The following is a 23,191-nucleotide window of genomic DNA, read 5'->3' as shown; positions in this document are numbered from 1 at the left end:
TATTTAGTCAGTTCAAAGGTTCAAAAGAAATGGTCCAGACCGGTATCATGGACCAAGGTGATAAGTATACTAACTATGACATATCCCGAAAGACTTGAACCCAACTTTTAAAAAATGACACACTTAACTGAACATAACCGTCTCAAAGTTACTCATACTGTCCGTCTCCCGTCTTCAAACTTCCTTCTCTCAACTTCTTCTATTACCGACTCGGCGGCTGACAGCTCCCTGCCCCCTTGCCATCCCCGCCGTACCGACACCTAACCTTCCGTCTTGCCCCCTGTTTGCCGAAGCCTCTGGCACAGGCTAGCTCCATCCCCGCATGTGCCTTCACTTCTAACCGTCTTCGGGTGTGTCTTCACACCCGGCTGTTCTACTCATATCTTAACGAATCCGACGGATTCGCCGTCGCAGCTCTAAACGCCTGCAAGCCCACCATCGCAAACGCCAGCACGACGAAAAACACCGACGGCAGCACATACGTCAGCACGCCAGGCGTAATATGATACTCAAAATTGGCCAGCCACTCGCCGATGGCATAAATGGTTAAGGGAACAGTAACCGCAATGGCTATACCCACCATCACCACAAACTGCCGGCTCAGCAGCCCCAGAATGCCCTGATTGCTGGCTCCCAGCACCTTGCGGATGCCTATCTCCTTGGTGCGACGCTGTACCTCAATGGCTGCCAATCCCAACAGGCCAATGCATGAAATCATGATCGCCAGCACGGAAAACACCCTGAAGATTCTGAACATGCTGTACTCCTCTTTGTAAAGTGCGTCGATACGATCGTCCAGAAAGCGGTAATGGAAAATGCTGGCTGGAGCCACGTCCTGCACAAAGTTTTCGAGGTAAGCCACTGTCTGCGGCACATTCTCTGCGTCGATTTCTACCAGCATATAACCTGTCCACCATGGTTTATACTCTATCACCAGCGGCTCCACCTCCCTGTGCAGGGAGTAGTAGTGAATATCATCGATCATGCCGATAATCGGCCCTCGCTCATTCCTTGTCATCTGCTCGGCCATCTCTCCTACGGGGTTTTCTATCCCCCACAGGTCGGCCAGTTTTTTATTGATGATGTAGACACCTCCTGTGTCGGCTTTCGGCTGAAATGTGCGCCCCGACAGCAGCTCAATGTCCAGGGTGCTGAGAAAGCCCTCATCTACCCGCAAAACATTGACCGAGGGGTAGTCAGCATCCGGATCCATGGAGGCCAGCCGGAACCCTTCCACGCTGAGCTGGTCGCCCATCAGATTCGACGACAGACTCACGTCCTCAATGGCCGGATTTTCTTTCAGGCGGGCAAACAAGCTCTCCCTGTTTTCCACTAGCTGCTCTTTCATTTTGCCGTAGGTTTTCACCGCCACCACGTGACTGGCAGAGAAACCCAGGTCTTTGTCTCGCACAAAATTCATTTGCTCCGTTACCGCCACGGTGCTAATGATAATGAACAGCGACAGCACAAACTGAAACACCACCAGCCCCTTACGGAATCCTGACACACCGCTTGTGCGGGCATCCCGCTTGGCGGAAAGGGCTTTGGTTGCCGTAAAACCCGACACCACAAGTGCTGGGTAGGCACCAGCCAGCAAGCCGATCAGTAAGACAATCCCCACTAAAAACGCCAGGTATTTCAGTTCAAGTAATTGCATGGCTTCAATGCCTGAACCCGCCAGGGAATTGTAAAACGGCATGGCGACAGCGCAAAGCACCAAAGCCACGAGTGCCGACAGCGCCGACGTAAGCATGCTCTCGCCAAGGAACTGCTGCAGCAGCTGTCCCCTTTTGGCACCCATCACCTTGCGCATGCCAATCTCTTTGATGCGGCGCATGGAGATGGTGACGAAGATATTGACAAAGTTGACACAGGCGATGATAGTAATGAACACGGCCAGCGTGATGAAAATATAGATATAGGTAGCGCTGGAATTCGGCCCCATTTCCTGGATTTTGTTCGACTGCAGGTGGATGTCCGTCAGCGGCATAAGCTCATAGAAGAAATTTTCCGCCTTTACCTCTGCCATTCCCTCTTCTGTAATTTGCCTGTAGTCGATTTGAAAGTCGAGCATTTTGGTCATGGCGCTTTCGGCTTGCTGCTGGTTGTCGAATAGCACGTAGGTGTACATAACCATCCAGCCTTTGTTACTGTACCAATCGGCATCTACCCATTTCATAAAAGTGGGCATGGAAACCAGTAGCTCGGCTTTAATATGAGAATTGGTAGGCAGGTCTTTGATCACACCGGTCACTTCAAACTTATCGCTCTCATTCAGCTCGATGGTTTGGCCAACCGGATTGTCTGTTCCAAACACCTTTTTCGCCAGCGACTCGGTAAGAAGCGTGGTGCCAGGCCGGGTGAGAGCGCCTTCCGCAGTGCCGTTTACAAACTGATAGTCAAACATCTCGATGGCTGATTGATCGGCCAGGTACACATGCTCTACGTCAAAAAAGTCTTCGCCTACATTGAGCACAGTAAGCTCCCCACCGAAGTCTGCAAAGCGGCAAAACTCCTTCACCTCCGGCATATAGGCTTTAAAAGCCTCTCCCTGAGTAGGCGACGACTTGGCCCAGGTGGTGGCAGCCAGGCGGTAGATATTGTCATGTTTGGGGTAGGCTTTCTCATAGCTCAGCTCCTTGTCTACATGCAGAAAGATCATGAGGCTAACGGCGATACCGACAGAAAGGCCGACGATATTGGCCAGTGTATACAGCTTCTGCCGGGCCATGTTGCGGCTGGCGATTTTGAGGTAATGGGCGGTCATAGTCATTTGATTAGTCTTTATTTGAGTTTTCCTTATTCGTGCATTGTACATTCTCAGGAACATGAGCCCATTGACTACGTAAAGCCAATTAGCCTTCCTCGCTCCTTTCTCCTCCACCCAGCGGTCGAACAGCTCAAGCAAATCGCCACGGATCTCATTGGCATACTCGGCACTGCAATACCAGTCGAGCAGGCGGTTGATCCATTTTGGTGGTTGTTGTTGTTTCATACTTTATATATTTCACGCAAATCCCCGTGAGGGGGAAGCGCCAAGGCGCAAAGCTTGTTGTTGAGACCAATTTTGGTTCCCGGGTGTGTCTTCACACCGGGCTTTCACTCTTCTCAAGAATGTGGCTTCACCGCCATCCTTTTCTTATCACACTCCGTCCGGGCCTCTTCAGGGCTCGCAGGTGTCGGCACGGCCAACTAGCCATCCTGAAAGAGCCGTCAGACACCGGGTGTTCCGGTTGTCTGCTCCTTGCCTTCACGAATTTCAACTCCTCATAGAGACCCCTGCCACAAAGGCACGAAGACGCAAAGGATACATACAGCCTTCCCCGGCGACTGACGGCTCCCTTCCCACATGCCATCCCTGCCGTACCGACGCCTGCGCAGCTATCTCCTGTCATCCGACTTCCATCTCCGGTCTTCCGTCTTCGGTCTCCCCTCTCCTCACCCTTCACTCTCTCACTACTTACCATTTACTACTCACTATTTCCCCCAATCTCAACTTCTTCTACCAACTTGGCGGCTGACGGCTCCCTGCCCACTTGCTATCCCCACCGTACCGACGCCTGCTACCTTTCACTCAACTTCCTTCTTCCGTCTCCTCACTTCCCTCCCTCCCAAATCACCTTCGGAATATCTCTCCACATCCCGTTCCTCAGCTCTCTTGCTTCATTGATTACGTTCTTGCCAAAGGCGGTAAGCTCAAATAGGCGCTTGGTGCGCCCGCCCCGGGCTTCGGTGGCCCCACCCATTTCAGATTGCAGAAAACCTTTCTCCTCCAACCTGATCAGCGTGGAGTGCACTGTGCTAATGGTAGCTGAGCGACCAGTGCGGCTTTCTATTTCATCTTTGATCGACAGACCATAAGCTTCAGGGTAAAGCACCCCTACCGCCAGCAGGCAGAGCTCTTCAAATTCTCCTATGGATGTTCCTTTCATCAGTATATATTTTTAGATAGCGGCTAGATCGGTCCACTCGATATGGCTTTCTCATGGTTACTCCACAAACTTGGTTTACGAACAAGGGTAATGATTAGTTTCGGTTTTGCCGATGTAATGTTGAAATTATTCGTGAAAGCTACTATAAAGCGACTTAAAAGCTGTTTGGCTGACACGAAGATTCACAGTTTTCGGAAGTGTTTGAATCTTTGTTTTCAAAGGCAAGTCTGTAGCCCCATCTCCTGAATTTCTCTATATTGATCACGAAAAAGTACCCGAAGAAAAAATGGAGCGAGCGAGAGACATTAGTGGGCTGGTCGAAAATGGCTTTACTATAGTAGAAGATATTTATTCGCAAGAAGACACAAATGAAATCTTGGAGGTTATTGACGCCGTCGACAAGGCCAAACCGACCTTCAGGAAGTCAGCAGACCTGTTTGCAATTAGACAGTTTCTAAAGGAGGTTCCAGAAGCCATCTCTCTTGTATTTAATAAAAGATTGACTAAAGTAATTAGCCAGTTCTTGGGTGAAAATTATTTTGTAGTAAAGAGTATTTACTTTGATAAGCCTGAAGCATCAAATTGGTATGTCTCCTATCATCAGGATTTGACCATTTCAGTTGACCGGAAAAGGAACCTTCCTGGGTTTACTTCCTGGACCACAAAACAGAACCAATACGCAGTTCAACCACCTCTCGAAGTATTGGAAAATATTTTCACGGTAAGAGTTCACCTCGATGACACAGATGAGAATAACGGAGCGCTAAAGGTTATTCCCAAGTCACACATGAAAAAAATATATCGTCCTCAAACGATTGACTGGTCTTCGGAAACAGAAGTAACCTGTTGCGTAAAAAAAGGCGGAATTATGGTCATGAAACCACTGCTATTACACAGTTCAGGCAGGACAGTAAACAACAAAAAAAGACGGGTAATACACCTTGAGTTTTCAAACTGTGAACTACCCGGCGAACTAGAATGGGCAGAAAAGTTGAATTGACATCCTCGATATGAAATTTTAAACCCTAAATGCATATCGCAGAGCTACTGACCTGACTACCAAATACTAAAAACAACCATACATTGACCCAGCCAAAAGAAATAGATGGCGCCACCGTGATCATGTCAATCAAATTGACCGATCAACATCAGCCGACTGGCTTCACAACTCATTACGCAGAAGGCTTTAAGTCCCTGGATAGGCTCGCTATCTGCAAATATGAAAAAGACCCGGGATTTTACCTTTTCTACTGTGACATAAAGTGGAATGTGCTTAACGACACATACCATGAATCTATGGAATCAGCCATTGAGCAAGCTGAGTTGGAGTTCAAAGGCACTAAACAAAGCTGGAACACTGTGAACTCGTCCCATAAAAAGAATGAAGGAGCAAAATAAAACTTGACTCTTTCAAAACTACAAACCAGGAGCTCAATAATAAGGTCTGTGATCCAGACACTGACACCCTATAGAACAACTACCAATAGATATATTTGTCAGCATCGCCAGAGTAACCAATACGCCAATGAAATACAACTTTCTATTAATTGTCATCTTCTTTTCGTGCACAGCCGCACCCTCTCAGAATGAAGTTTCTCTTACTCAAAGCTTTGCGATTGGGGATACGTATCAATTTGAAGTTAAGAGAGGTAAAGAGGATTCTCGCAATCCCGCAAGTAAGGGAGTTTTTACGGTCACGTCTGCAACCGCAACGGTTTCTGGAGCCAAAAAAGACGAACGTATAGTTACTTTTAAGTATGGCGAATCTCGTATTGTAGGAGTTGTCGTGCCTCCTGAAGTTGCTGAACAGGTTAAGAATCAGGAATTGTACTATGGCATTGAGATATCTCTAAAAGTTGATTCACAAGGCAACTTTCTAGGCTTATCCAACTATGATGAAGCAAAGCAGCAAATTGGGAATGCAATGATAAAAATGTACGAACGCAAAGGGAACAAAATGGAGGAAGCGGTATTCAACCAAGTTCGTCAGCAACTTGCCGTTACTTTTGATACCGAGGAAAAACTACTAGACACATACTTCCCTGAGCTTTCTTTATACTTCAACGCATTTGGCAACTCCTACATCAGAGACAAACCACAAGAACTGACATACGAAACAACTAACCCTTTTGGAGGAGAGGCATTTCCAATGAGTGCCAGTGTCGTTTATAATGATCTTATTGGAACAACAGCCATCATCAAGGGTGAAGAAAAGATCAATCAAGAAGATTTGCGTAGGATAATGGTGGCTACTTTTAAAAAGATAGCCCAGGGTATGGGAAAATTATTCGATGAAGCGGAAATACCGGCTTTCAACATGTCAACTGCTTCAGAAATCCGATACGACACCAAATCCAATTCCCTTCGGTCGGTTTCCATTAACAAACACATAACCACTGTCGGCATAGAACAGAACGTCATAACCGAAATCAAGATGCTCGACTAAGAGCTCCCCAATACAATGCCAAAAACAAGTGGCAAATAAGCCTGCATTTCGACATATGCCAATGAGCCTCACCCACCGAAAGGGCAACTTCTGAGTCTTACTAGCGTGTTAAACATTAAACGATTTTGAAGAATGAAAATTCACACGCTCGTCTACTTGTGTTCCCTCGGAGCCACGATCGCCTTCAGCACCAGCTGTACCAAAATCGACAAAGACATCGACAGCGTAACCATTGCCCATGGCGACACACTGAAATACAGCCTTGGTGGATTTGGTGATGAAGAGGGTGCCACCATAGAAAAACAGCCGAAGCATGCACTGTTCAGCGATATGAAGGTTATCAACGATTCGGGTGAGTACATCTACTTGTACTTGCCCGACTCTGACTATATAGGTTCCGACTATGTCGAGCTTCGCTCAGCCAGAGGCTCTGACGGTGCCAGCAAAAACAGAGACGTCATCATCACCAAGCTGAGCATTGAGGTAACTGAGTAGTTTTAGTTCTCGCACCGGAAGTGAATTTACCCCACCTTTCTCACCCATTTTTCGTATATTAATACAAGAGACGGGCATTTCACTGCACTGTCCCCCTCATTCCCCCCGCAGCCCATCAAAACCTCACTTGCTGCGCACCACTCACCACCTGTGCTGCCTACCACCGACTACCTATGGTGTGCACCGCAGCCTCCTGTTAAGCCCTTTACTCAGGTCTTTTAAGCCTTTGTCTCGACTCTTTTAACGCCTTTACTATATATGTCATAAAGGCTTATCACCTACTCGCATAAGCGCTTAACCCCTACCGGGTTAAGGGCATAACAGCTATCCGGAATTGAACTATAGTCGATTTGCGCCCGCCTTTTGGCCACATTGAGTAAACAGATTGCAAAAAAACTGCATACATAATATAAATCCCTTCATATATTTATTACCAAACATTACCGCTATCACTATTATATATACTGAAATGAGAAGATTGACCAGTCTTGTTGCTGCGGGGTTTATAACCCTCACCATGTTGTCCTGTGGCACTACTCCCGGGACGACAGATACAAAAAAAACCGAAGCGGCCGTCGCAGAAGTTGCCGCAGCCGCAGCAACTACTATCGAAGAGGAACTTTTCATTGTGATCCAGGATTGGGTAAAGTCACAAAATGAGGGTGATTTTGAGAAGTATAAGTCGTTCTATGCCTCCACCTTTTCGGGCATCAAGAGAGCTGGCAAAAACGAATACTCTTACAACATGCAGGAATGGCTGAAAGACAGGGAACGGATGTTTCAGAAGGAAATGAATGTAGAAGCTCGCCATTTGCTCATTAATTATCACCACGTTCCCTACAGAATCAGTTTCGAGCAGCTTTGGCAAAGTGGAAACTTTAGCGACTATGGACCTAAAATGGTTAAAATCGATAGTGTGGATGGAAAGCTTTTAATCGTGAGCGAGGAAATGCTTGCCTCAAGGGTACTAGCCACCAGTAACGACTCTTACAATGCGCTTGCTCACGCCAACTTTTTCGTCAGAGAAGGCAATCACATTACCATTGAACAGGAGCTAGAATCGTATGATTTGATTAAAACGACCAAATACTGTCCTGAAAATCGAAGCGGCTATGACCTGTGCCTCAATATCCATCAACACACCGTGAAGCCAAGCAGCTTGGATACCTCCCTGGTAAATCTTCTTGGCCAACAAGTGATCTTCGGAAGTATCGACTCTGATAAGTATTCCTATAGCAAAACAAAAGAGTTCAGATCAATCAGAGAAGAGCTTTTAGATACGTTACCAGGGATTCACCGAGAGGCAACAAAGTTTGAAAGCACATTCTATTGGTCTGGCGGCGAAAGGTTTAGCGAATTTCATTCGACTCTTTTCTTTGACGAAAGGCCAGAAGAAAGCCCGACTATAGGCCAATGGGCTTATGTTTCGGACACCGACCCGATCGTGTTTCAAAGAAAAAAAATAACCGATGAAGCGCTTGTGGCTAAGTACTATAGTGAATTGGATAGTATCGATGGCAATGACCTTGTTTTGTTTACGACAGACTCTGAGAAATTTCTGGTCTCGTATTATCATGGCGTGGAGTGCGGAGATGATTATTATCAGAACATATCTCTTTGGAATGTGATGGGCAAAAATCGACTGTTTGTCCGCTCATTACCCGACTTACCTGTCATGATTCTCGATCTGGATAAAGATGGTGACCTTGATATTTTGTATAACGCAGATTTTAGCCGGGACCCACTTTCATTTATTAGTTGGCAAGGCTCTAACTACGGCCTTCAAGGACAGGATACCGTATTCCTGGGTTGCGGCTGTTAACTTCTAACCGGAACCCCACTTTAAATCACAAACCAAAAACCTATGTCAACCATCCCCTTCTATGTGACCGTGAAAGGCGAGCCCGGTAAAGTCGGCGGCGGCAAACCCACTTACCACCCAACTCTGCTGCCCCGCAGAAAAGCTACCGAAGCCGACGTGATGGAACACCTCCAAAGTAAATACGGTATCCACCGGTCCGACTACAAACGGTTGAGCATAGCCCTACAGGAAACCATTGTAGAGCTGCTGCAAAATCACAACCACATCGACCTGGGTGAGCTGGGCTTCATCGACCTAACCGTGCGCAGCACCGGTGAAGATGATCCTGCTGCCGTCACCGTGCACAACATCATCAAACCTACCCTGCACCTGAGGTTCAGTGAGGCCATCAGGAGAGCTATCAAAGTACTGAAATTTGAAAAGGCCGGCTCAGCAGAGTTGAAAAGCGCAGGGATTAGCCATGCGGAGAAAAGATAAAGGATAGGCCAATTGAGTGCCCCAATAAGCAAATAAAAACAAAAAGGCGCATCTGGAACCAGGCCCCGGTCTGTCGAAGGGCAAACCAGAGAGACATAAGATGATCACTGGGCTGTCCCCCGACAGCCCAGTGATTGAAATGCTTCTCTTCCTACTTATTGTTTACTTCGGATCCAGCGCCTGCTCGATGCGTTTCCTCAAGTCAGCGATGTGGTATTTGCTTACCTGATCCGCTGAACCGGTGGCGGCTGAGCTTAGCCATACTTTGATACGCTCCAAATGCCCTCTTGCCAGCGACGGAACGTCGGTCTGACCAAGGTCAACCTTGCGACTGTCGAAAGCGTAGCCAGCACCATTGGGGATAGAACGAACAGTCACCTCACCAGGCTCCAGCAGCTTGATCAGCTCGTCAACGTAAATCTTCTGCAGGTTTCGACGATTGACCGTGATGTTGTTGCGGGAACGCACTTCAGACAAAATGCTGGCAGACAAGTCGGTGAACAGGTCATCAACCGAATAGTTATTGGGGCTCTGGGCACTGGTTTCAATCAATCGCACCAACCGGTCACCTTCCAGCAGTCGTGTAACGCCATACGCCTGAAGGGCTGATACAGACTCCACACCAGACTCCGGCTTGATCTTATTCAACACCGACTGATCCATTAGCCAGGTAGGCGTAGTAAACAGTTGTTTGCTCAGGAAATTGATGGCGTCTTTTTGCAGCGCCTTTGGCACCACTTCGTACACGGGGCCCTCCATGTCGTAGGTTTTCGGTGAATCGTATATACCACCAACATTCTTGATCACATGGCCCATATAGCGACGGTACTGACTCAGCACATTCCTGTAAATTTCTTCCAGTTCCTTATACGCTTCTCCATCCTCGGCGCTCCATTCAATGAGCGAGGGCATTAGCCTTTTCAGGTTTTCAATGCCATAGTCCGACGCTTTCATCGCATTGTCGCCCAGGTCTTCCGTTTGGTAGCGAGGGTCATAGGGGCTTATTTCTGTGCCAAACCACAGCCTCCGGTTTTTGTAGGCTTCTTTCGTCCATTCGTTCAGGGTGGCTTTTGCCTGTTCTTCAGTTACGTCATCACCGAAGTAACTATAACCCCACTTGATCGCCCAAACGTCGTAGTCCCCTATTCTTGGGAAAAGGTCGGTAACTCCATCGCCGGGCTGCGCCACGTAGTTGAACCGAGCGTAATCCATGATGGAAGAGGTATGGCCGTTTTGCGCTACCCAGTCTTTGTCTCTGAGCTTCTCCACCGGCGTGGCTGAGCTGGCTCCCATGTTGTGGCGGAGGCCCAGCGTATGCCCTACTTCATGCGACGACACGAAACGAACCAGCTGCCCCATCAGCTCGTCGGAAAACTCTTTGGAGCGTGCGTTTGGATCGACTGCTGCTGCCTGTATCATGTACCAGTTGCGCAGCAGGCGCATCACGTTGTGGTACCACCCAATATGGCTTTCGATGATTTCGCCCGTCCGTGGGTCGTGCACATTGGGGCCATAAGCATTCTGGATATCGGCGGCAAAATACCTGATCACAGAGTACCTGGCATCCTCAAGGCTCATCGTGGTATCGTCTTCCGGCCAGTATTCTCCCCTGATGGCATTTTTCCATCCGGCAGCCTCAAAAGCCACATTCCAGTCGTCGACACCCCGCTTAAGAAAAGGACGCCATTTCTCAGGCGTGGCCGGATCAATGTAGTAGACAATGGGCTTTTTTGGCTCAATCAACTCACCGTTCTTCTGTTTGGCGGCATCGGCAGCATTTTTTGGTTCCAATCTCCAGCGAACTGCGAAAATATCCTCATCGGCCTTTTGCGACTCCTCTTCAAACAGCGAGTACTGGTTGTAGAAATAACCCACCCTGTAATCGAATGGTCGCTTACGCATAGGATTGGAAGGAAGCAGTACAAACGAGGTGTTCAATTCAAGCGTGACCACTCCTACCCCTACCGAGGCCGGGAAATAGGTGGTGCGTGGCCCTGTCGACGGCCCTGACTCCCGCTTGGGTGGATTAACGCCAAAGGTCTTTATCGTGCGAATTTCTGTATTAGTCGGGTAAGTCGATATTCTTTCAATGAACGAGGCTTCCTTTTTGATGCTGGAAATATTGTATTCCTGCTTCGTTCTCGGGTCGACCGAAAAGGCTTGATTGTCGCCATCGAAAGTCGAGGTCACGTCAATCACGTAAACCGAGTCTTTCTTCAGCGCTTCTATCTTGAATGCCCCAATGATGGGTGCTGCATTGGAGTTGTCAACCGCCCGAAACATCGGACTTAAGCTGTCGGGGCTCATCATCACATAAGTAATGGAGCGCAGCAGAATGTTGTCGTCGGGGCCTTTCTCCCACCTCACTACCTGCTCGTTTACCTCTTCGCCGCCGAACACATCGCCACCAGCGGCAGTCTTTGTGTAGCGGGTAATCGCCATCAGCTCCTTACCGAAAAGTGCCTCAGGAATTTCGAAGTAATACTTGTCTTTCTTCTGATGCACCGTCATCAAACCTTTACTTGTCGTAAAAGTGCTGTCGATGAACTTTGCATAAGGCTTAGGGCCCTTGTCTTTGTCATCGTCCTTTTTGGCAGGCGTCACCTTTTCTGTGTCTTTGCCCTTGTTTTTTTTCTTGGATTTCTGAGCGTTGGCGGTGCCAAAGCCTATGGCAAGCACAGCTGCCAGCATGAGCGGGAGTAATCGTTTCATTTTGGGTTAATTAGATTAGTCTTATTTTGAAGAGGGGAAGATAGCGACAAAAGTCTTTTTGTCGCTACTATATTTTACTAAAAGGGGCCAGGAGTTGTATCTTGGGGACTGCAATCTCAGTGTTTTCTCAGTGTTTTCAGATGTCTCAAAGCCCTGGATTCACCGCTAACAAAAGTCAGAAAAAGCTATGCGAATACCATCAGGGCAAATGCAGGAAGTGCTCCACAAGCTGTTCATCAAATACCAATTTTCAGAAGAAAAAGCCCACATCTTGGCAAAAGCCCATACCGACAGCACACTCTGCGGCGTCAATTCACATGGCATCAACCGGGTGCCGCTGTTCATTAGCTACGTTGAAAAAGGATTGGTAAAAGTGGGCACCGAAGCCGAAAAAGCAGAAACTTTTGGCAGCATCGAAAGGTGGGATGGCCACTTTGGCTCCGGCGTCATTAATGCGGCAAGGTGCACCAACCGGGCCATTGAGTTGGCCAAACTTCATGGCATGGGGCTGGTGGCGTTGCGCAACACCAATCACTGGATGCGAGGCGGCACGTACGGCTGGCAGGCTGCGGAAGCCGGCTGCATTTCTATTCTCTTTACCAATACCCAGCCCAATATGCCACCCTGGGGCGGTAAAGACAGCCGAACCGGTAACAATCCCTTCGTTGTATCCATACCAAGACAGCAGGGGCACGTGGTGCTGGACATGGCGCTGTCTCAGTTTGCCTTTGGTAAGATCAACGACTACAAACTCAAAGGCGAAAAGCTTCCTTTTCCCGGAGGCTGGGACGACAACGACGAGCTATCGAACGACCCGGAAAAAATCCTGGCAAAGGAACGTGGACTGCCCATAGGCTACTGGAAGGGGTCGGCGCTCTCCATGGTTTTAGATATGCTGGCCACGCTGCTATCGGCAGGAGATTCTACCTGCAGGGTAAGCCAGAGGGACTATGAAACCGGAATTTCGCAGGTGTTTCTGTGCATCTACCCTGAAGTGTTCAATGACAAAAGCCTACAGGAAAAGCTCCTCAACGAGATCATTGATTACACCCATGATGTGGAGCCTATGCATACCGGAGATAAGATCTACTACCCAGGGGAACGGGCCTTACAAACCCGAGCCAGCAATTCCAAAGATGGGATACCCGTCAGCGACGAAGTTTGGCAAACTGTGCTGGAGCTGTTGGGGTAGACAAGGCTCTTAGCGGATGAACACTGTCGGCAAAAGGTAAGTGAAAGCTAATCGGCAGTCGCACCATGATCGAACAACTTTGGCAATCCATGCGAAATCCACTGCCTATGCCAAATAGCGAAAACTAATAAGGGTAAAAAACCTTCTCGCTTGTTTGCTACTAACCTACTTCTTTTAATTCAACCTTTGATGGAATGCAAATAACTAATTTTTCTCCCAAAAATAGCATTTGCGATCACTACTTATTAGAGAATCCTCTACCGACTAACTTTAACAGAGAATGGCGATAAAAACCAATCCACTTTCGACGGTCTTCAGTATCGTTTTTTTATTTCAGCTTACAATGTCGAGCTGCTCAAGTGATGATCCGGGCCCGGAAAATATCACTCCTCTGAAAAGCATTTTTACATTAACTATCAAAAACGGAGGCATATCCCTTCCTGCAGGGGCGACAGAATGGATAATAGCATCGGATGTAAGCGGCAAATTACTAGACTACGAGAAACTGGAAACAACTGGCAAGTTCAATCTGGCAGCTCCTGAATCATTCGATGAAGAAAAAATCAGAATCTCTTTTCTTAGAATCGTTGAAGGCACAGACACCTATCAATATTATTTGAGGTCCTACAATCATATTGGCGTCAACAGTTCGTGGAATTTTGTGGCTAGTCAGATGCCGGCAACAGACCCTGAACTTCCCTTCAAGGTAAATATTAGCCACTATCCAAAAACGGCTTCTCATAATATATCCATTTCACAAAGAGGTGGGGAAATAACCTCATTTACCACTCAGCGAGACCAGGAGGTACTTTCATTGGATTTCCATTTGTTCAAAAGTAGTAAAGACCTTATCATAAGTTTAACACAACCGGGTTCGGAACCACTTTTCTATAAAATAGACTCCCCCTCGGGCGAGACTATTGATTTGGACTTTGCTGCAGACTTCAAAAGCTTCGACAATGCATTCAACGTTCCCCTGCCAGGCAACAATTCCTACCTGGCCTCCATAAGAGGCGTCGACGATCTGAACGATGAGGTTATAGAGGCCTTTTCCGGCAACTCATTTGTCACTACCAGCGGAGGCGGCGCAGACAATTTTGTGACCCTTGGCTACTTGGATGGCTATAATTACTACTACTCTCTACTTCTCGGCACCAAAAACTCTACTCCCTTCAACCAAAGCTTTCACTATGAAAAAATGGGGGCAAAACCAACCTTTGAAGACTTTCAAATTCCCGACTCAAAGGTGGCCATTTCCAATTTCTCAATCGACAATTTTCAGGCTTCCTTGCTCACTGAATTTCAGTATTATGGCATTACATGGGCGTTATCGTTGGCAAAGCCGGGAATTAGCCATGAATTTATTGTCAGAAACTATGGCCCGGCCGACGCTGAATTTGTCGGCGTGATAGAGCTGCCAGAGACAATCACCGAAATGTACGTTGACCTTGGCCGTATTTTCGAGGCGGAGTTCCTGAGCGGAACCTTCACCAAAAGGCTCGACGGCAAGGGCTTCGGCGACTATATCGGGGAGCAGTTTGGGCATGAGAACTACACGAAGCTTGAAAAGGAGTTGTACTCCTACACGCTGTCCAAATAAGGTTGGTTAGTTTATTAATTTGGGAGTTGTGAACACGCATGCGCTAACGAAATATGAACAGGTAATGTCAGCTTCACCACCTTCCAAGAAAGCTTCAAAACAAAGCTTGACTTTTATTACATTTTGAGTGAACTTATTAAATGGAACAGTCCCTCCAACCGGCCAACAAAAGTCCGCAGTAGATGAATAAACTAGCACCGCTTGTTTTGTTTTGCCTGCTCCCGCTCAGCGGCGCAATGGCGCAGCTTTTTCCCCTAAAAAAAGAAAAACGAACCAGCACCCGAATTGAACAGCCCGGAAGAATTGAATTCGAAATTACCAACGCCAACTACCAGAACTACATCGTAACAGGATGCGAAAAAGAAGGGCTTTTCATTTGTCACAAAACAGAGCATAAAGACAAGGACGGTTACAATTGGGAGTTCATACGGCTCGACACCACACTAGGTACTGTTTGGCAAAAAGACATGCATTTGCCCTTCGGTAGCCGCATTACCGACTACGACTACCAGCCGGGATTTATCAATTACCTGATCAGAGAAAAAGAATACAAGCAGGAGGAGCTGGTGTTGTTGAGAATCAACCTGGAAAATGGCGACACGTCCCGGTTCTACATCAATACTTTGATACCAATGGTTCCCACGCAATTTCATGTGGTAGGCAACACACTGTTAATGGGTGTGTACACTGACTACAAACCATTTATTTTCAGGTATAACCTTATTGATAAGTTACCACAGATCATTCCGGGCCTTTATAACGACTACGGCGAGATTCTAAGAATTACTACCGACGACAGGCTAAGGATTTTCACGGTGACCATGAGCGAGCGCATGCCAGATTTTCGAACGACGGTCTCTGTCAGGTCTTTTTCCGAGGGCGGCGACATGATGCGCAATATTCACCTGGAACCAGATGAATCGAAGAGCTTGCTAAACGGAGCACCCACCAACCCAGAGCTGGATCGCCAGTTTGTGGCCGGCACCTATGCACATCAACGACTAACCTATTCGAGCGGCCTTTACATCGCCAGGTTGAGCAACAGCAGCCAGCAGCACATCGACTATTTCGATTACAGCGAGCTTGATCACTTTTTTTCCTATTTGTCGGCTGGAAGAGAAAGGCGCATCAGACAGAGGGCCAACCAGAAAAAAGCCCTGGGCCAGCAACCACGATTCCACTATCGACTACTCTTGCATGATATTATCCCAAATGGCAACTACTACACCGTCTTTGGTGAAGCCTACTACCCCAGCTACTCCTTCGGATACCACTACACCCATGCTGTGGTGATGACATTTGATCGCCTGGGCAATTTCCTCTGGGACAGCTCGTTCGAGATCAACGATGTCACCACCTTTGGAGCCAGAGACCTGGTGCACGTAGGCATCAAGGGCGACGAAACAGTGCTCTTGTACCTTTACGACAATACCATCCGCTCAAAAGTGCTAAAAGAAGACAAAATCATTGAGGGCAAAACCTTCAACGACATCTCCCTGACCTTCGAAGATGATGAATCGTGGGGCGGCAGGAATCAAGTAGGAAACCTGAGCAGGTGGTTTGGCACGACCTTTTACACTTATGGGATTCGGGACATTGAAAACCTGCATAGCGAAGAAGCAGGCTACTACCGGCAGGTGTTTTACATCAATAAAGTTGCTTACAGATAATATGCTCAAAGTTGCCTGCCCTGGGCACATTGAGTGAACACCACATGAAGCCCCGCCGGATCAACCCATTCTTCAACCAAAAGTATAGATGTCCGCAAGAATACAGAAAAATCACTATCGAATGACTGAAAGAGGCCACCTAAAGCTCAGAATCGCCACCATACAAGACCTCCCTCTCCTGCTCCACTGGGATGAACAACCGCACGTAATAGCCTCCGACCCCGACGATGACTGGGCGTGGGAAAACGAGTTGCAGAACTACCCTTCCTGGCGGGAACAGCTCGTTGCCGAACTGGATGGCAGACCCATTGGCTTTGTTCAAATCATCGATCCTGAGAAGGAAGAATCACACTATTGGGGCGATGTGCCACCCAACCTTCGAGCCATTGACATTTGGATCGGTGAGCAAGACGATTTGGGAAAAGGACACGGCACCGAAATGATGAAGCAGGCTATTGATCGCTGTTTCAATGATCCGGAGGTAACGGCTATTCTAATAGACCCTCTGGCGTCCAATGTTGCCGCCATTCGCTTTTATGAACGCCTCGGCTTTCAGTTTGTGGAAGAACGAGTCTTTGACACCAGCCACTGTAAGGTATATCAGCTAACGAGGGAGCATTGGCCAGCAATATCTTGATCAGCCTCCCGGTAAGAAACCGTCTGCCATCTTAGCTTTGTTGTTTGATTTTCGTAACTATTGCTTTAATTTGTATTATCCGGTGTTCCTGGTTCGAAGTACCTTTGCATCAGACAATTCCCAACACCCCTATCCTACCAATGAATTCTATCTACTTGAGGAAACATCAACGGATCGGTGGTTAACACACGCAAACCAGCCAATTGAATTATCGGAATTTTTGAATGACGGATGTATACGGCTAATTCACCGACGCCCGATACTCCTGCGGCGTCACCCCTACCTGCTGTTTGAATACACGGGTAAAGTGCTGAGGATACTTGAATCCCAGTTCATAGGCGATTTCGCTCACTGACTTACTGGGGTCGAATATTTTCCCCTTGGCCACATCGATCAATTTCAACTGGATGAATTCGTGTGCCGATTTGCCAGTCTCCTTTTTGATCAGGTCACCAAAATAGTTAGGAGACAGGTTTAGTTCATCGGCACAGTACGCTACCGAAGGTAAGCCCAGCTCTGCCGGTTTACCTGACGAAAAGAAGTCACCAAGGAGCTTTTCAAACCTTTCCAAAATCCCCTTGTGAACATTGTCACGTGTAATGAACTGCCGGTCGTAGAATCGCAGGCAATAGTTAAGAAGTAATTCGATGTTGGTAGCGATCAATGATTTGCTGTGCTTGTCGACGGCGTGCTCCAGCTCGTATTTAATTTTCGACAGGCTGTCCATCACGAGTTGCCGCTCCCGCTCCGAAATATGGAGGGCTTCATTCACATGATAGCTAAAAAAGGTATACTCGTCAATATGGCGACCCAACGAGGTTCCCCTGATCAAATCCGGGTGAAAAACAACGCCGTACCCTTTCGGTTGGTAAAGTTCGTCACCAGCATCGCTGCCAAACACCTGACCTGGACCGATGAACACAAGCGTTCCTTCCTGATAATCGTAGGTGTTTTTGCCGTAACGCATGTCTCCACATTCCACATCCTTCAGCAACACCAGATAGAACCCAAAATAAGTTCTTCTCAATCGTCTGGGGGAGGCCTTTGAAAAATCTATCACGCTCACCAGCGGATGCAATGTCTCGTGGTTGTTGAAAGCATTGTATTGGCTAATGGTCTCAAATCTCGATATCTCTTCCATGACATTTTTCATTTCCAGTTAAAAGTACAGTGTTACATCATCGGTTCCTTATCCGAAAAGCCAAATCGTTGAATTTGGTAGGTGAAACAGTAATCTGTATAAGCTAAACTCAAAAACGCAGGATCATCTTTGTATCGCAAGCCCAAAGCGAAAAGTCAATTTGAACTCTGGATCCACATTGCTGCCGGCTTCGCCGACAATCACAAGAAAGTATGACTAAACAATTTCTAAAATGAAAAGATTAATTATTGCCCTGTTTATCACCCTGTTTACCGCACAAATCTCCTTTGCACAAAATGCGGCAACTGAAAAGGAACTCAAGGAACTATCACAGTTGAAATGGCAGTGGATGGCAGACAAAAGCGTGGACAAGCTGGCCGGGCTTTTCGACGACAGGGCAAAATTTGTCCACATGAGCGGAAGCTGGAAGAAAGCAAGGGAATTGGAAATCATTGAAACCGGAAGTATCTGGTACAAGAATGCCAAAGTGCATGATGTGGCGGTAGAGGTTTTTGGGAATACAGCCATCGTGTGGAGCAGAATTACGCTTGATGCCGTGGTGCGAACCAACGAGGTATCGACTGAATTTACCGTGACCGAAATTTTTCAGAAACAAAGTAGCGACTGGAAACTCCTCGACCTGACCTTCAGCAGCGTGCGGGATACGCATGAAATTGAGAAGTAGGAAGCATAGGTATATTGACTGGAACGTAAAATCTTACTTATCAATAATATGAAAAAGACACTTCTTGGACTGATAATGCTTCTTATAGGTGCGCAAAGCTCCTTGGCTCAAAACACTCCTGCCGAACAGGAAGTCATTGACCTATCGAAAGACAAATGGCAGTGGATGACCGACAAAAATGCGGACAAGCTGGCAGCCCTGTTTGATGAAAAGGCAGTTTTCGTTCATATGGGTGGAAGCTGGGGAACGGAGCAGGAGCTTAACATCATCAAAAGTGGTGGCATTTGGTACAAGCAAGCCGATATTCATGAGGTATCCGTGAAGATCATCGACAATACCGCTATCCTGCTTAACAGGATCACCCTGATAGCTGCGGTAGGAGGCAATGAAGTGACCAACCCCTTCATTGTGACTGAGGTGTATGTGAAGCAAAATAGCGACTGGAAATTGGGCTCGCTATCATTTACTAAATTGCTGACACCGGGGGGCCGTTGATCCCCTCTGGCAACACAGCAGACCCAATCAGGGTAATTTGGCGCAAGTAGCACCGGGTAAATAACTACTGATTATCAAAATGTTATATTGTTTGAAGCTTGTAACCAATTGCTTGGATTTCGTAACTTTAAGATAGAGGAAAACCCGAAATTGTAAAAAAACTTCAAAATCATGGCAGTATTCAATTTAAGCGTAAATGGAAAGAAACAGCAGGTAGATGTTGATCCGGCTACTCCCATGCTGTGGGTGCTGAGGGATCACCTCGACCTGGTAGGCACGAAATTCGGCTGCGGTATTGCCCAGTGTGGCGCCTGCACCATTCACCTCGACGGCACGGCGATTCGCTCTTGCCAAATGCCGATATCAGCGGTGGGTGACAAAGCAATTACCACCATAGAAGGTCTGTCTGAAAACGGCGACCACCCTGTGCAAAAAGCCTGGCTGGAGCACGACGTGCCTCAGTGCGGCTACTGCCAGGCTGGGCAAATTATGACGGCATCGGCGCTGCTTGCCAGTAATCCCCAGCCCAGCGACGACGAGATAGAAGCAGCTATGAACGGCAACATCTGCCGTTGTGGCACCTATCTGAGGATAAAAGCAGCAGTTAAGACGGCCGCCGCTAACGCTTAAGGAACCTAAACCATCATCAAAATGACACTTATCAAGAAAAATATAGATAGACGTTCCTTCATGAAAGTTTCCGCCCTTGCGGGTGGTGGCATGATGCTGAGCTTTAGCTGGCTGGCTGGGTGCAAGCCTGAAACCCAGGCCGAAGCCATGGCCCTACCCGAAGAGTGGTTTGAAATGAACGCTTATATCAAGATCGGCGACAACGGACTAGTGACCCTCATGTCACCTAATCCCGAATTTGGTTCCAATGTCAAAACCTCTATGCCGATGATCCTGGCTGAGGAGCTGGATGTGAACTGGAAAAACGTCATGGTGGAGCAGGCCAACTTTGTCATAGGTCGATACGACAGGCAGTTTAGTGGTGGCAGCCAGGGCATACGCATGGGCTGGAAGCCGCTGAGAACGGCCGGTGCCACAGCCAGAAAAATGCTGATAGAGGCGGCGGCGAAAAGCTGGCAGGTTCCAGCCTCGGAAATTACTACTGAAGCAGGTTTGCTTGTTCACACCTCCACAGGCAAAAAAGCCGGCTATGGCGAAATGGCCTCCCTGGCCGCCACGCTGGAGGTACCCGGCGAAGTGGAAATGAAGAAAGTAAACGACTTCAAGATCATAGGCCACTCCAAAAAGAATGTAGATGGCAATAAGATTGTCACCGGCAAGCCCATGTTCGGGATTGACCATAAGGTGGACGGCATGCTGTATGCCATGATTGTGCATCCACCTGCCTTTGGTATGAGGGTGAAGTCGGTGGACGAGGCCTCAGTGAAGTCAATGCCCGGTATTCAGCAGGTATTTAAGTTTGAGACCCTGAAGGACGACTACGAACGGGGCGCCTTTGACGTCACCACCTTCACAGAGCTAGTGGCCATCGTTGGCAACTCTACCTGGGAGGTGCTTCAGGCCAAAAAAGCCATCAAGGTGGATTGGGAGGAAGCCACTGATAAGACAGTCGTGGTGCAGAACTGGGGCGGTGGCACGCAAAATGTAACCATACCAGCCGGACTAGAAAGCACAGAAGGCCACAAGGCACGGATGGCTGAAATGACCGGCAAAAAGGTGGATGTGCTACGAAAAGACGGCGATCCTGAAGCTGCCTTCAAAAAGGCCGCCAAGGTGCTCGAACGCACTTACAATGCCCCTTACCTGGCGCACAACTGCATGGAACCCATGAACTGCTTTGCCAACGTAACGGCCGACGGCGTGGAGATATACGGGCCAATCCAGGGCCCTGAGGTAATCCAGACCACCATCGCCTCTACCCTGGGCATTCCCAAAGAAAAAGTGCAGATAAATTTGGCCAGAATGGGTGGTGGCTTCGGCCAAAGGGCCTATGGGCACCACCTGGTGGAGGCGGCTGTGATTTCGCAGATAGCGAAAGCCCCTATTAAGATGGTCTATACCCGGGAGGATGACATGACCTACGGCATTTATCGCCCTACCTATACTGCCACCTACAAAGCTGGTCTGGATGAAGACAACAACCTCATCGCCTTCCACGTGCGTGGTGGTGGTATCCCTGAGCATCCGGTAGCAGCCAACCGTTTCCCGGCAGGTGCAGTGGACAATTACCTGGCCGAAGGCTGGTCGCTGGCTTCTAACATTACCATCGGCGCTTTCCGGGCGCCCCGTTCTAACTTCATTGCCGGTGCCGAGCAGTCGTTTCTTGATGAATTGGCAGAGCTCGCAGGCAAAGACCCCATCGATTTTCGTCTCGAGTTGCTGGAGCGGGCCAAGACCAATCCTGTAGGTGAGCGCAACGACTACGAAGCTGACCGGTATGCTGGCGTGTTGAAACTGGTCAGAGAGAAATCGAACTGGGATGAGTCTACCGCCCCCAACAAAGGGGTGTCGGCCTATTTCTGCCACAACTCTTATGTAGCAGAAGTTATAGAAGTGGATATGCAGAACAATATGCCTGTGTTCCAAAAAGTGTTTGCAGCTGTAGACTGCGGCATTGTTATTAACCCAGATGCAGCGGCCAATATGGGTGAAGGTGCCATTGTGGATGGTATCGGTAATGCCTTGTTTGGGGAAATGGATTTAGTCGATGGTGTGCCTCAGAAGAACAACTTCCACCAGTACCGCATGATTCGCCAGAAAGAAGCTCCGAGACAAGTAGAAGTACATTTCGTGAAAAACGACATTGATCCAACAGGGCTGGGTGAGCCACTCTTTCCGCCAACCTTCGCTGCTGTGGCCAATGCCATGTACAAGGCAACAGGGCAACGGTTTTACAACCAACCTTATATGAAGGAACTGGAGGTGTCAAGGTCGAGGATTTAATAAGAATAGTGTGAAAGTTTAAAGGCTTCAGGGAGTATTCTCTGAAGCCTTTTTTTGTAGTGGAAAAACAAGCGAAAATTCACCCCTAAACAAATGAATCTGGCACATTTTATGCTTGGAATTATTAATCCATTGCATAACTTCAAAATATCACTATTGAAATAGGCGCAATAAAAATAAAATAAATTCACAATCAGGTATTTTTCCATTCTTAAACACCTCGCAACCAACTAACTATGAAAAGACTAACCTCACTATTAACCCTGCTGTTATTGGGCGTTCCTCTCTTGCATGCGCAAGACACTATTACAACGGTGGACGGTCAAACCATCAGTGCCTACATACTTAAGGAAGGCGTTAATTTCATTTACCTGGGTAATTCCCAGTATGCCGATCAGTCGAACCTTCGACTCAGAAAGAGCGAAATCGACAGCATTCAATATCAAAACGGGTATGCAAGAAAATTTGGCAATGCCGACGATATAAGAATTTTGAGGCCCTACGGCGTATCCGCCGGGTTAGACGTGACAAGTAAAAATAAGTATGGAAATCTCTATGCGAAATTTGACTACTTCATCACCCCCAGGATAAACTATGAAATACATGCCGGTGTATCCTGGGCGGCTACTGGCATCAATTACTATTTCCACAAACCCAATAAAGATGGAAGTGTATTTCCGTACGTGGGTCTGCTTGGCGGGTATGACTACAGCGACTATGGCTCTCCGATGGCATTAATCCCGGTGGGGGTTTCCAAAATATTCTCCAACGGGCTCAATATTAGACTAGGCATTAACGGCGCATTGTTCTTTGACCATCTGGAAAGCGATGTTTTTGGGCAGGTCATGCTGGGGTACAGGTTCAAGTAAACAGTGATGAGCAAATTGGGAAATGGAGCTCCCCCAATCTCCCTCGTTTGCAACGAGGGTGCCTGAGAAATGCGTTTGCAACGCATCGAAAAACAAGGCTTCATC

General features: G+C 47.8%; 19 protein-coding genes. 15 read left to right on the top strand and 4 right to left on the bottom strand.

Annotated elements, in window-relative coordinates; all coding sequences use genetic code 11:
* Positions 1 to 373 precede the first annotated feature (373 nt).
* Both RIG68_RS15760 and RIG68_RS15755 read right to left on the bottom strand, forming a co-directional pair.
* The gene (locus tag RIG68_RS15760; protein WP_350124162.1) at positions 374 to 2,995 is read right to left on the bottom strand and encodes an ABC transporter permease; all 2,622 of its coding nucleotides are present in this window, start codon (positions 2,993 to 2,995) and stop codon (positions 374 to 376) included.
* Positions 2,996 to 3,596: 601 nt separating this feature from the next.
* Positions 3,597 to 3,932 (bottom strand): PadR family transcriptional regulator, encoded by a 336-nt coding sequence (locus RIG68_RS15755; RefSeq protein WP_350124159.1) that lies wholly within the window; start codon positions 3,930 to 3,932, stop codon positions 3,597 to 3,599.
* Positions 3,933 to 4,218: 286 nt separating this feature from the next.
* On the opposite strand from RIG68_RS15755, the gene RIG68_RS15750 reads away from it, so the two are divergent.
* The 6 genes from RIG68_RS15750 to RIG68_RS15725 all read left to right on the top strand — a co-directional run bounded on the left by RIG68_RS15750 (position 4,219) and on the right by RIG68_RS15725 (position 9,172).
* Complete coding sequence (locus tag RIG68_RS15750; RefSeq protein ID WP_350075452.1) at positions 4,219 to 4,932, top strand: phytanoyl-CoA dioxygenase family protein; 714 nt, start codon at positions 4,219 to 4,221, stop codon at positions 4,930 to 4,932.
* An 83-nt stretch (positions 4,933 to 5,015) separates the two neighbouring features.
* Positions 5,016 to 5,330 (top strand): hypothetical protein, encoded by a 315-nt coding sequence (locus RIG68_RS15745; protein WP_350124156.1) that lies wholly within the window; start codon positions 5,016 to 5,018, stop codon positions 5,328 to 5,330.
* A 127-nt stretch (positions 5,331 to 5,457) separates the two neighbouring features.
* Positions 5,458 to 6,378: a hypothetical protein gene (locus tag RIG68_RS15740; RefSeq protein WP_350124154.1), complete on the top strand. Its 921-nt coding sequence runs from the start codon at positions 5,458 to 5,460 to the stop codon at positions 6,376 to 6,378.
* 132 nt (positions 6,379 to 6,510) lie between these two features.
* Complete coding sequence (locus RIG68_RS15735; RefSeq protein ID WP_350124151.1) at positions 6,511 to 6,873, top strand: hypothetical protein; 363 nt, start codon at positions 6,511 to 6,513, stop codon at positions 6,871 to 6,873.
* 469 nt (positions 6,874 to 7,342) lie between these two features.
* Positions 7,343 to 8,695: a hypothetical protein gene (locus RIG68_RS15730; RefSeq protein ID WP_350124148.1), complete on the top strand. Its 1,353-nt coding sequence runs from the start codon at positions 7,343 to 7,345 to the stop codon at positions 8,693 to 8,695.
* A 42-nt stretch (positions 8,696 to 8,737) separates the two neighbouring features.
* On the top strand, positions 8,738 to 9,172 hold the full coding sequence (locus tag RIG68_RS15725; RefSeq protein WP_350124145.1) for an HU family DNA-binding protein: 435 nt from the start codon (positions 8,738 to 8,740) through the stop codon (positions 9,170 to 9,172).
* Positions 9,173 to 9,334: 162 nt separating this feature from the next.
* Here the strand turns inward: RIG68_RS15725 and RIG68_RS15720 are convergent, their stop codons facing one another.
* Positions 9,335 to 11,884, bottom strand: coding sequence for a zinc-dependent metalloprotease (locus RIG68_RS15720; RefSeq protein ID WP_350124142.1), 2,550 nt, complete (start codon positions 11,882 to 11,884; stop codon positions 9,335 to 9,337).
* Between the two features lie 187 nt (positions 11,885 to 12,071).
* On the opposite strand from RIG68_RS15720, the gene yiaK reads away from it, so the two are divergent.
* The 4 genes from yiaK to RIG68_RS15700 all read left to right on the top strand — a co-directional run bounded on the left by yiaK (position 12,072) and on the right by RIG68_RS15700 (position 16,983).
* Positions 12,072 to 13,076 (top strand): 3-dehydro-L-gulonate 2-dehydrogenase, encoded by a 1,005-nt coding sequence (yiaK, locus tag RIG68_RS15715; RefSeq protein ID WP_350124139.1) that lies wholly within the window; start codon positions 12,072 to 12,074, stop codon positions 13,074 to 13,076.
* A gap of 280 nt (positions 13,077 to 13,356) precedes the next feature.
* Positions 13,357 to 14,676 carry a hypothetical protein gene (locus RIG68_RS15710; protein ID WP_350124136.1) on the top strand — a complete coding sequence of 440 codons (1,320 nt, stop codon included), beginning with the start codon at positions 13,357 to 13,359 and terminating at the stop codon, positions 14,674 to 14,676.
* A gap of 182 nt (positions 14,677 to 14,858) precedes the next feature.
* Entirely contained in the window at positions 14,859 to 16,346 is a 1,488-nt protein-coding gene (locus RIG68_RS15705; protein WP_350124133.1) for a hypothetical protein, read from the top strand.
* A gap of 88 nt (positions 16,347 to 16,434) precedes the next feature.
* On the top strand, positions 16,435 to 16,983 hold the full coding sequence (locus RIG68_RS15700; RefSeq protein WP_350124130.1) for a GNAT family N-acetyltransferase: 549 nt from the start codon (positions 16,435 to 16,437) through the stop codon (positions 16,981 to 16,983).
* 241 nt (positions 16,984 to 17,224) lie between these two features.
* Here the strand turns inward: RIG68_RS15700 and RIG68_RS15695 are convergent, their stop codons facing one another.
* The gene (locus RIG68_RS15695; RefSeq protein WP_350124127.1) at positions 17,225 to 18,124 is read right to left on the bottom strand and encodes a helix-turn-helix domain-containing protein; all 900 of its coding nucleotides are present in this window, start codon (positions 18,122 to 18,124) and stop codon (positions 17,225 to 17,227) included.
* Positions 18,125 to 18,356: 232 nt separating this feature from the next.
* On the opposite strand from RIG68_RS15695, the gene RIG68_RS15690 reads away from it, so the two are divergent.
* The 5 genes from RIG68_RS15690 to RIG68_RS15670 all read left to right on the top strand — a co-directional run bounded on the left by RIG68_RS15690 (position 18,357) and on the right by RIG68_RS15670 (position 23,086).
* Positions 18,357 to 18,809: a nuclear transport factor 2 family protein gene (locus RIG68_RS15690; RefSeq protein WP_350124124.1), complete on the top strand. Its 453-nt coding sequence runs from the start codon at positions 18,357 to 18,359 to the stop codon at positions 18,807 to 18,809.
* 48 nt (positions 18,810 to 18,857) lie between these two features.
* Positions 18,858 to 19,304, top strand: coding sequence for a nuclear transport factor 2 family protein (locus RIG68_RS15685; RefSeq protein ID WP_350124121.1), 447 nt, complete (start codon positions 18,858 to 18,860; stop codon positions 19,302 to 19,304).
* A 171-nt stretch (positions 19,305 to 19,475) separates the two neighbouring features.
* Positions 19,476 to 19,934 (top strand): (2Fe-2S)-binding protein, encoded by a 459-nt coding sequence (locus RIG68_RS15680; RefSeq protein WP_350124118.1) that lies wholly within the window; start codon positions 19,476 to 19,478, stop codon positions 19,932 to 19,934.
* Positions 19,935 to 19,955: 21 nt separating this feature from the next.
* Complete coding sequence (locus tag RIG68_RS15675; RefSeq protein ID WP_350124115.1) at positions 19,956 to 22,217, top strand: xanthine dehydrogenase family protein molybdopterin-binding subunit; 2,262 nt, start codon at positions 19,956 to 19,958, stop codon at positions 22,215 to 22,217.
* A 236-nt stretch (positions 22,218 to 22,453) separates the two neighbouring features.
* The gene (locus RIG68_RS15670) at positions 22,454 to 23,086 is read left to right on the top strand and encodes a hypothetical protein (protein ID WP_350124113.1); all 633 of its coding nucleotides are present in this window, start codon (positions 22,454 to 22,456) and stop codon (positions 23,084 to 23,086) included.
* The last annotated feature ends 105 nt before the right edge of the window (positions 23,087 to 23,191 follow it).

The organism is Imperialibacter sp., from assembly GCF_040222385.1.
GTDB lineage: Bacteria > Bacteroidota > Bacteroidia > Cytophagales > Cyclobacteriaceae > Imperialibacter.
The sequence above is the reverse complement of the archived record's forward strand: the minus strand, read 5'-3'. Positions and strand labels throughout refer to the sequence as shown.

Excerpts from the sequence above, each read along its gene's own strand:
- RIG68_RS15760 (WP_350124162.1), bottom strand. The coding sequence starts at position 2,995 with ATGAAACAACAACAACCACCAAAATGGATCAACCGCCTGCTCGACTGG.
- RIG68_RS15755 (WP_350124159.1), bottom strand. The coding sequence starts at position 3,932 with ATGAAAGGAACATCCATAGGAGAATTTGAAGAGCTCTGCCTGCTGGCG.
- RIG68_RS15750 (WP_350075452.1), top strand. The coding sequence starts at position 4,219 with ATGGAGCGAGCGAGAGACATTAGTGGGCTGGTCGAAAATGGCTTTACT.
- RIG68_RS15740 (WP_350124154.1), top strand. The coding sequence starts at position 5,458 with ATGAAATACAACTTTCTATTAATTGTCATCTTCTTTTCGTGCACAGCC.
- RIG68_RS15735 (WP_350124151.1), top strand. The coding sequence starts at position 6,511 with ATGAAAATTCACACGCTCGTCTACTTGTGTTCCCTCGGAGCCACGATC.
- RIG68_RS15730 (WP_350124148.1), top strand. The coding sequence starts at position 7,343 with ATGAGAAGATTGACCAGTCTTGTTGCTGCGGGGTTTATAACCCTCACC.
- RIG68_RS15725 (WP_350124145.1), top strand. The coding sequence starts at position 8,738 with ATGTCAACCATCCCCTTCTATGTGACCGTGAAAGGCGAGCCCGGTAAA.
- RIG68_RS15720 (WP_350124142.1), bottom strand. The coding sequence starts at position 11,884 with ATGAAACGATTACTCCCGCTCATGCTGGCAGCTGTGCTTGCCATAGGC.
- yiaK (WP_350124139.1), top strand. The coding sequence starts at position 12,072 with ATGCGAATACCATCAGGGCAAATGCAGGAAGTGCTCCACAAGCTGTTC.
- RIG68_RS15710 (WP_350124136.1), top strand. The coding sequence starts at position 13,357 with ATGGCGATAAAAACCAATCCACTTTCGACGGTCTTCAGTATCGTTTTT.
- RIG68_RS15705 (WP_350124133.1), top strand. The coding sequence starts at position 14,859 with ATGAATAAACTAGCACCGCTTGTTTTGTTTTGCCTGCTCCCGCTCAGC.
- RIG68_RS15700 (WP_350124130.1), top strand. The coding sequence starts at position 16,435 with ATGTCCGCAAGAATACAGAAAAATCACTATCGAATGACTGAAAGAGGC.
- RIG68_RS15695 (WP_350124127.1), bottom strand. The coding sequence starts at position 18,124 with ATGGAAGAGATATCGAGATTTGAGACCATTAGCCAATACAATGCTTTC.
- RIG68_RS15690 (WP_350124124.1), top strand. The coding sequence starts at position 18,357 with ATGAAAAGATTAATTATTGCCCTGTTTATCACCCTGTTTACCGCACAA.
- RIG68_RS15685 (WP_350124121.1), top strand. The coding sequence starts at position 18,858 with ATGAAAAAGACACTTCTTGGACTGATAATGCTTCTTATAGGTGCGCAA.
- RIG68_RS15680 (WP_350124118.1), top strand. The coding sequence starts at position 19,476 with ATGGCAGTATTCAATTTAAGCGTAAATGGAAAGAAACAGCAGGTAGAT.
- RIG68_RS15675 (WP_350124115.1), top strand. The coding sequence starts at position 19,956 with ATGACACTTATCAAGAAAAATATAGATAGACGTTCCTTCATGAAAGTT.
- RIG68_RS15670 (WP_350124113.1), top strand. The coding sequence starts at position 22,454 with ATGAAAAGACTAACCTCACTATTAACCCTGCTGTTATTGGGCGTTCCT.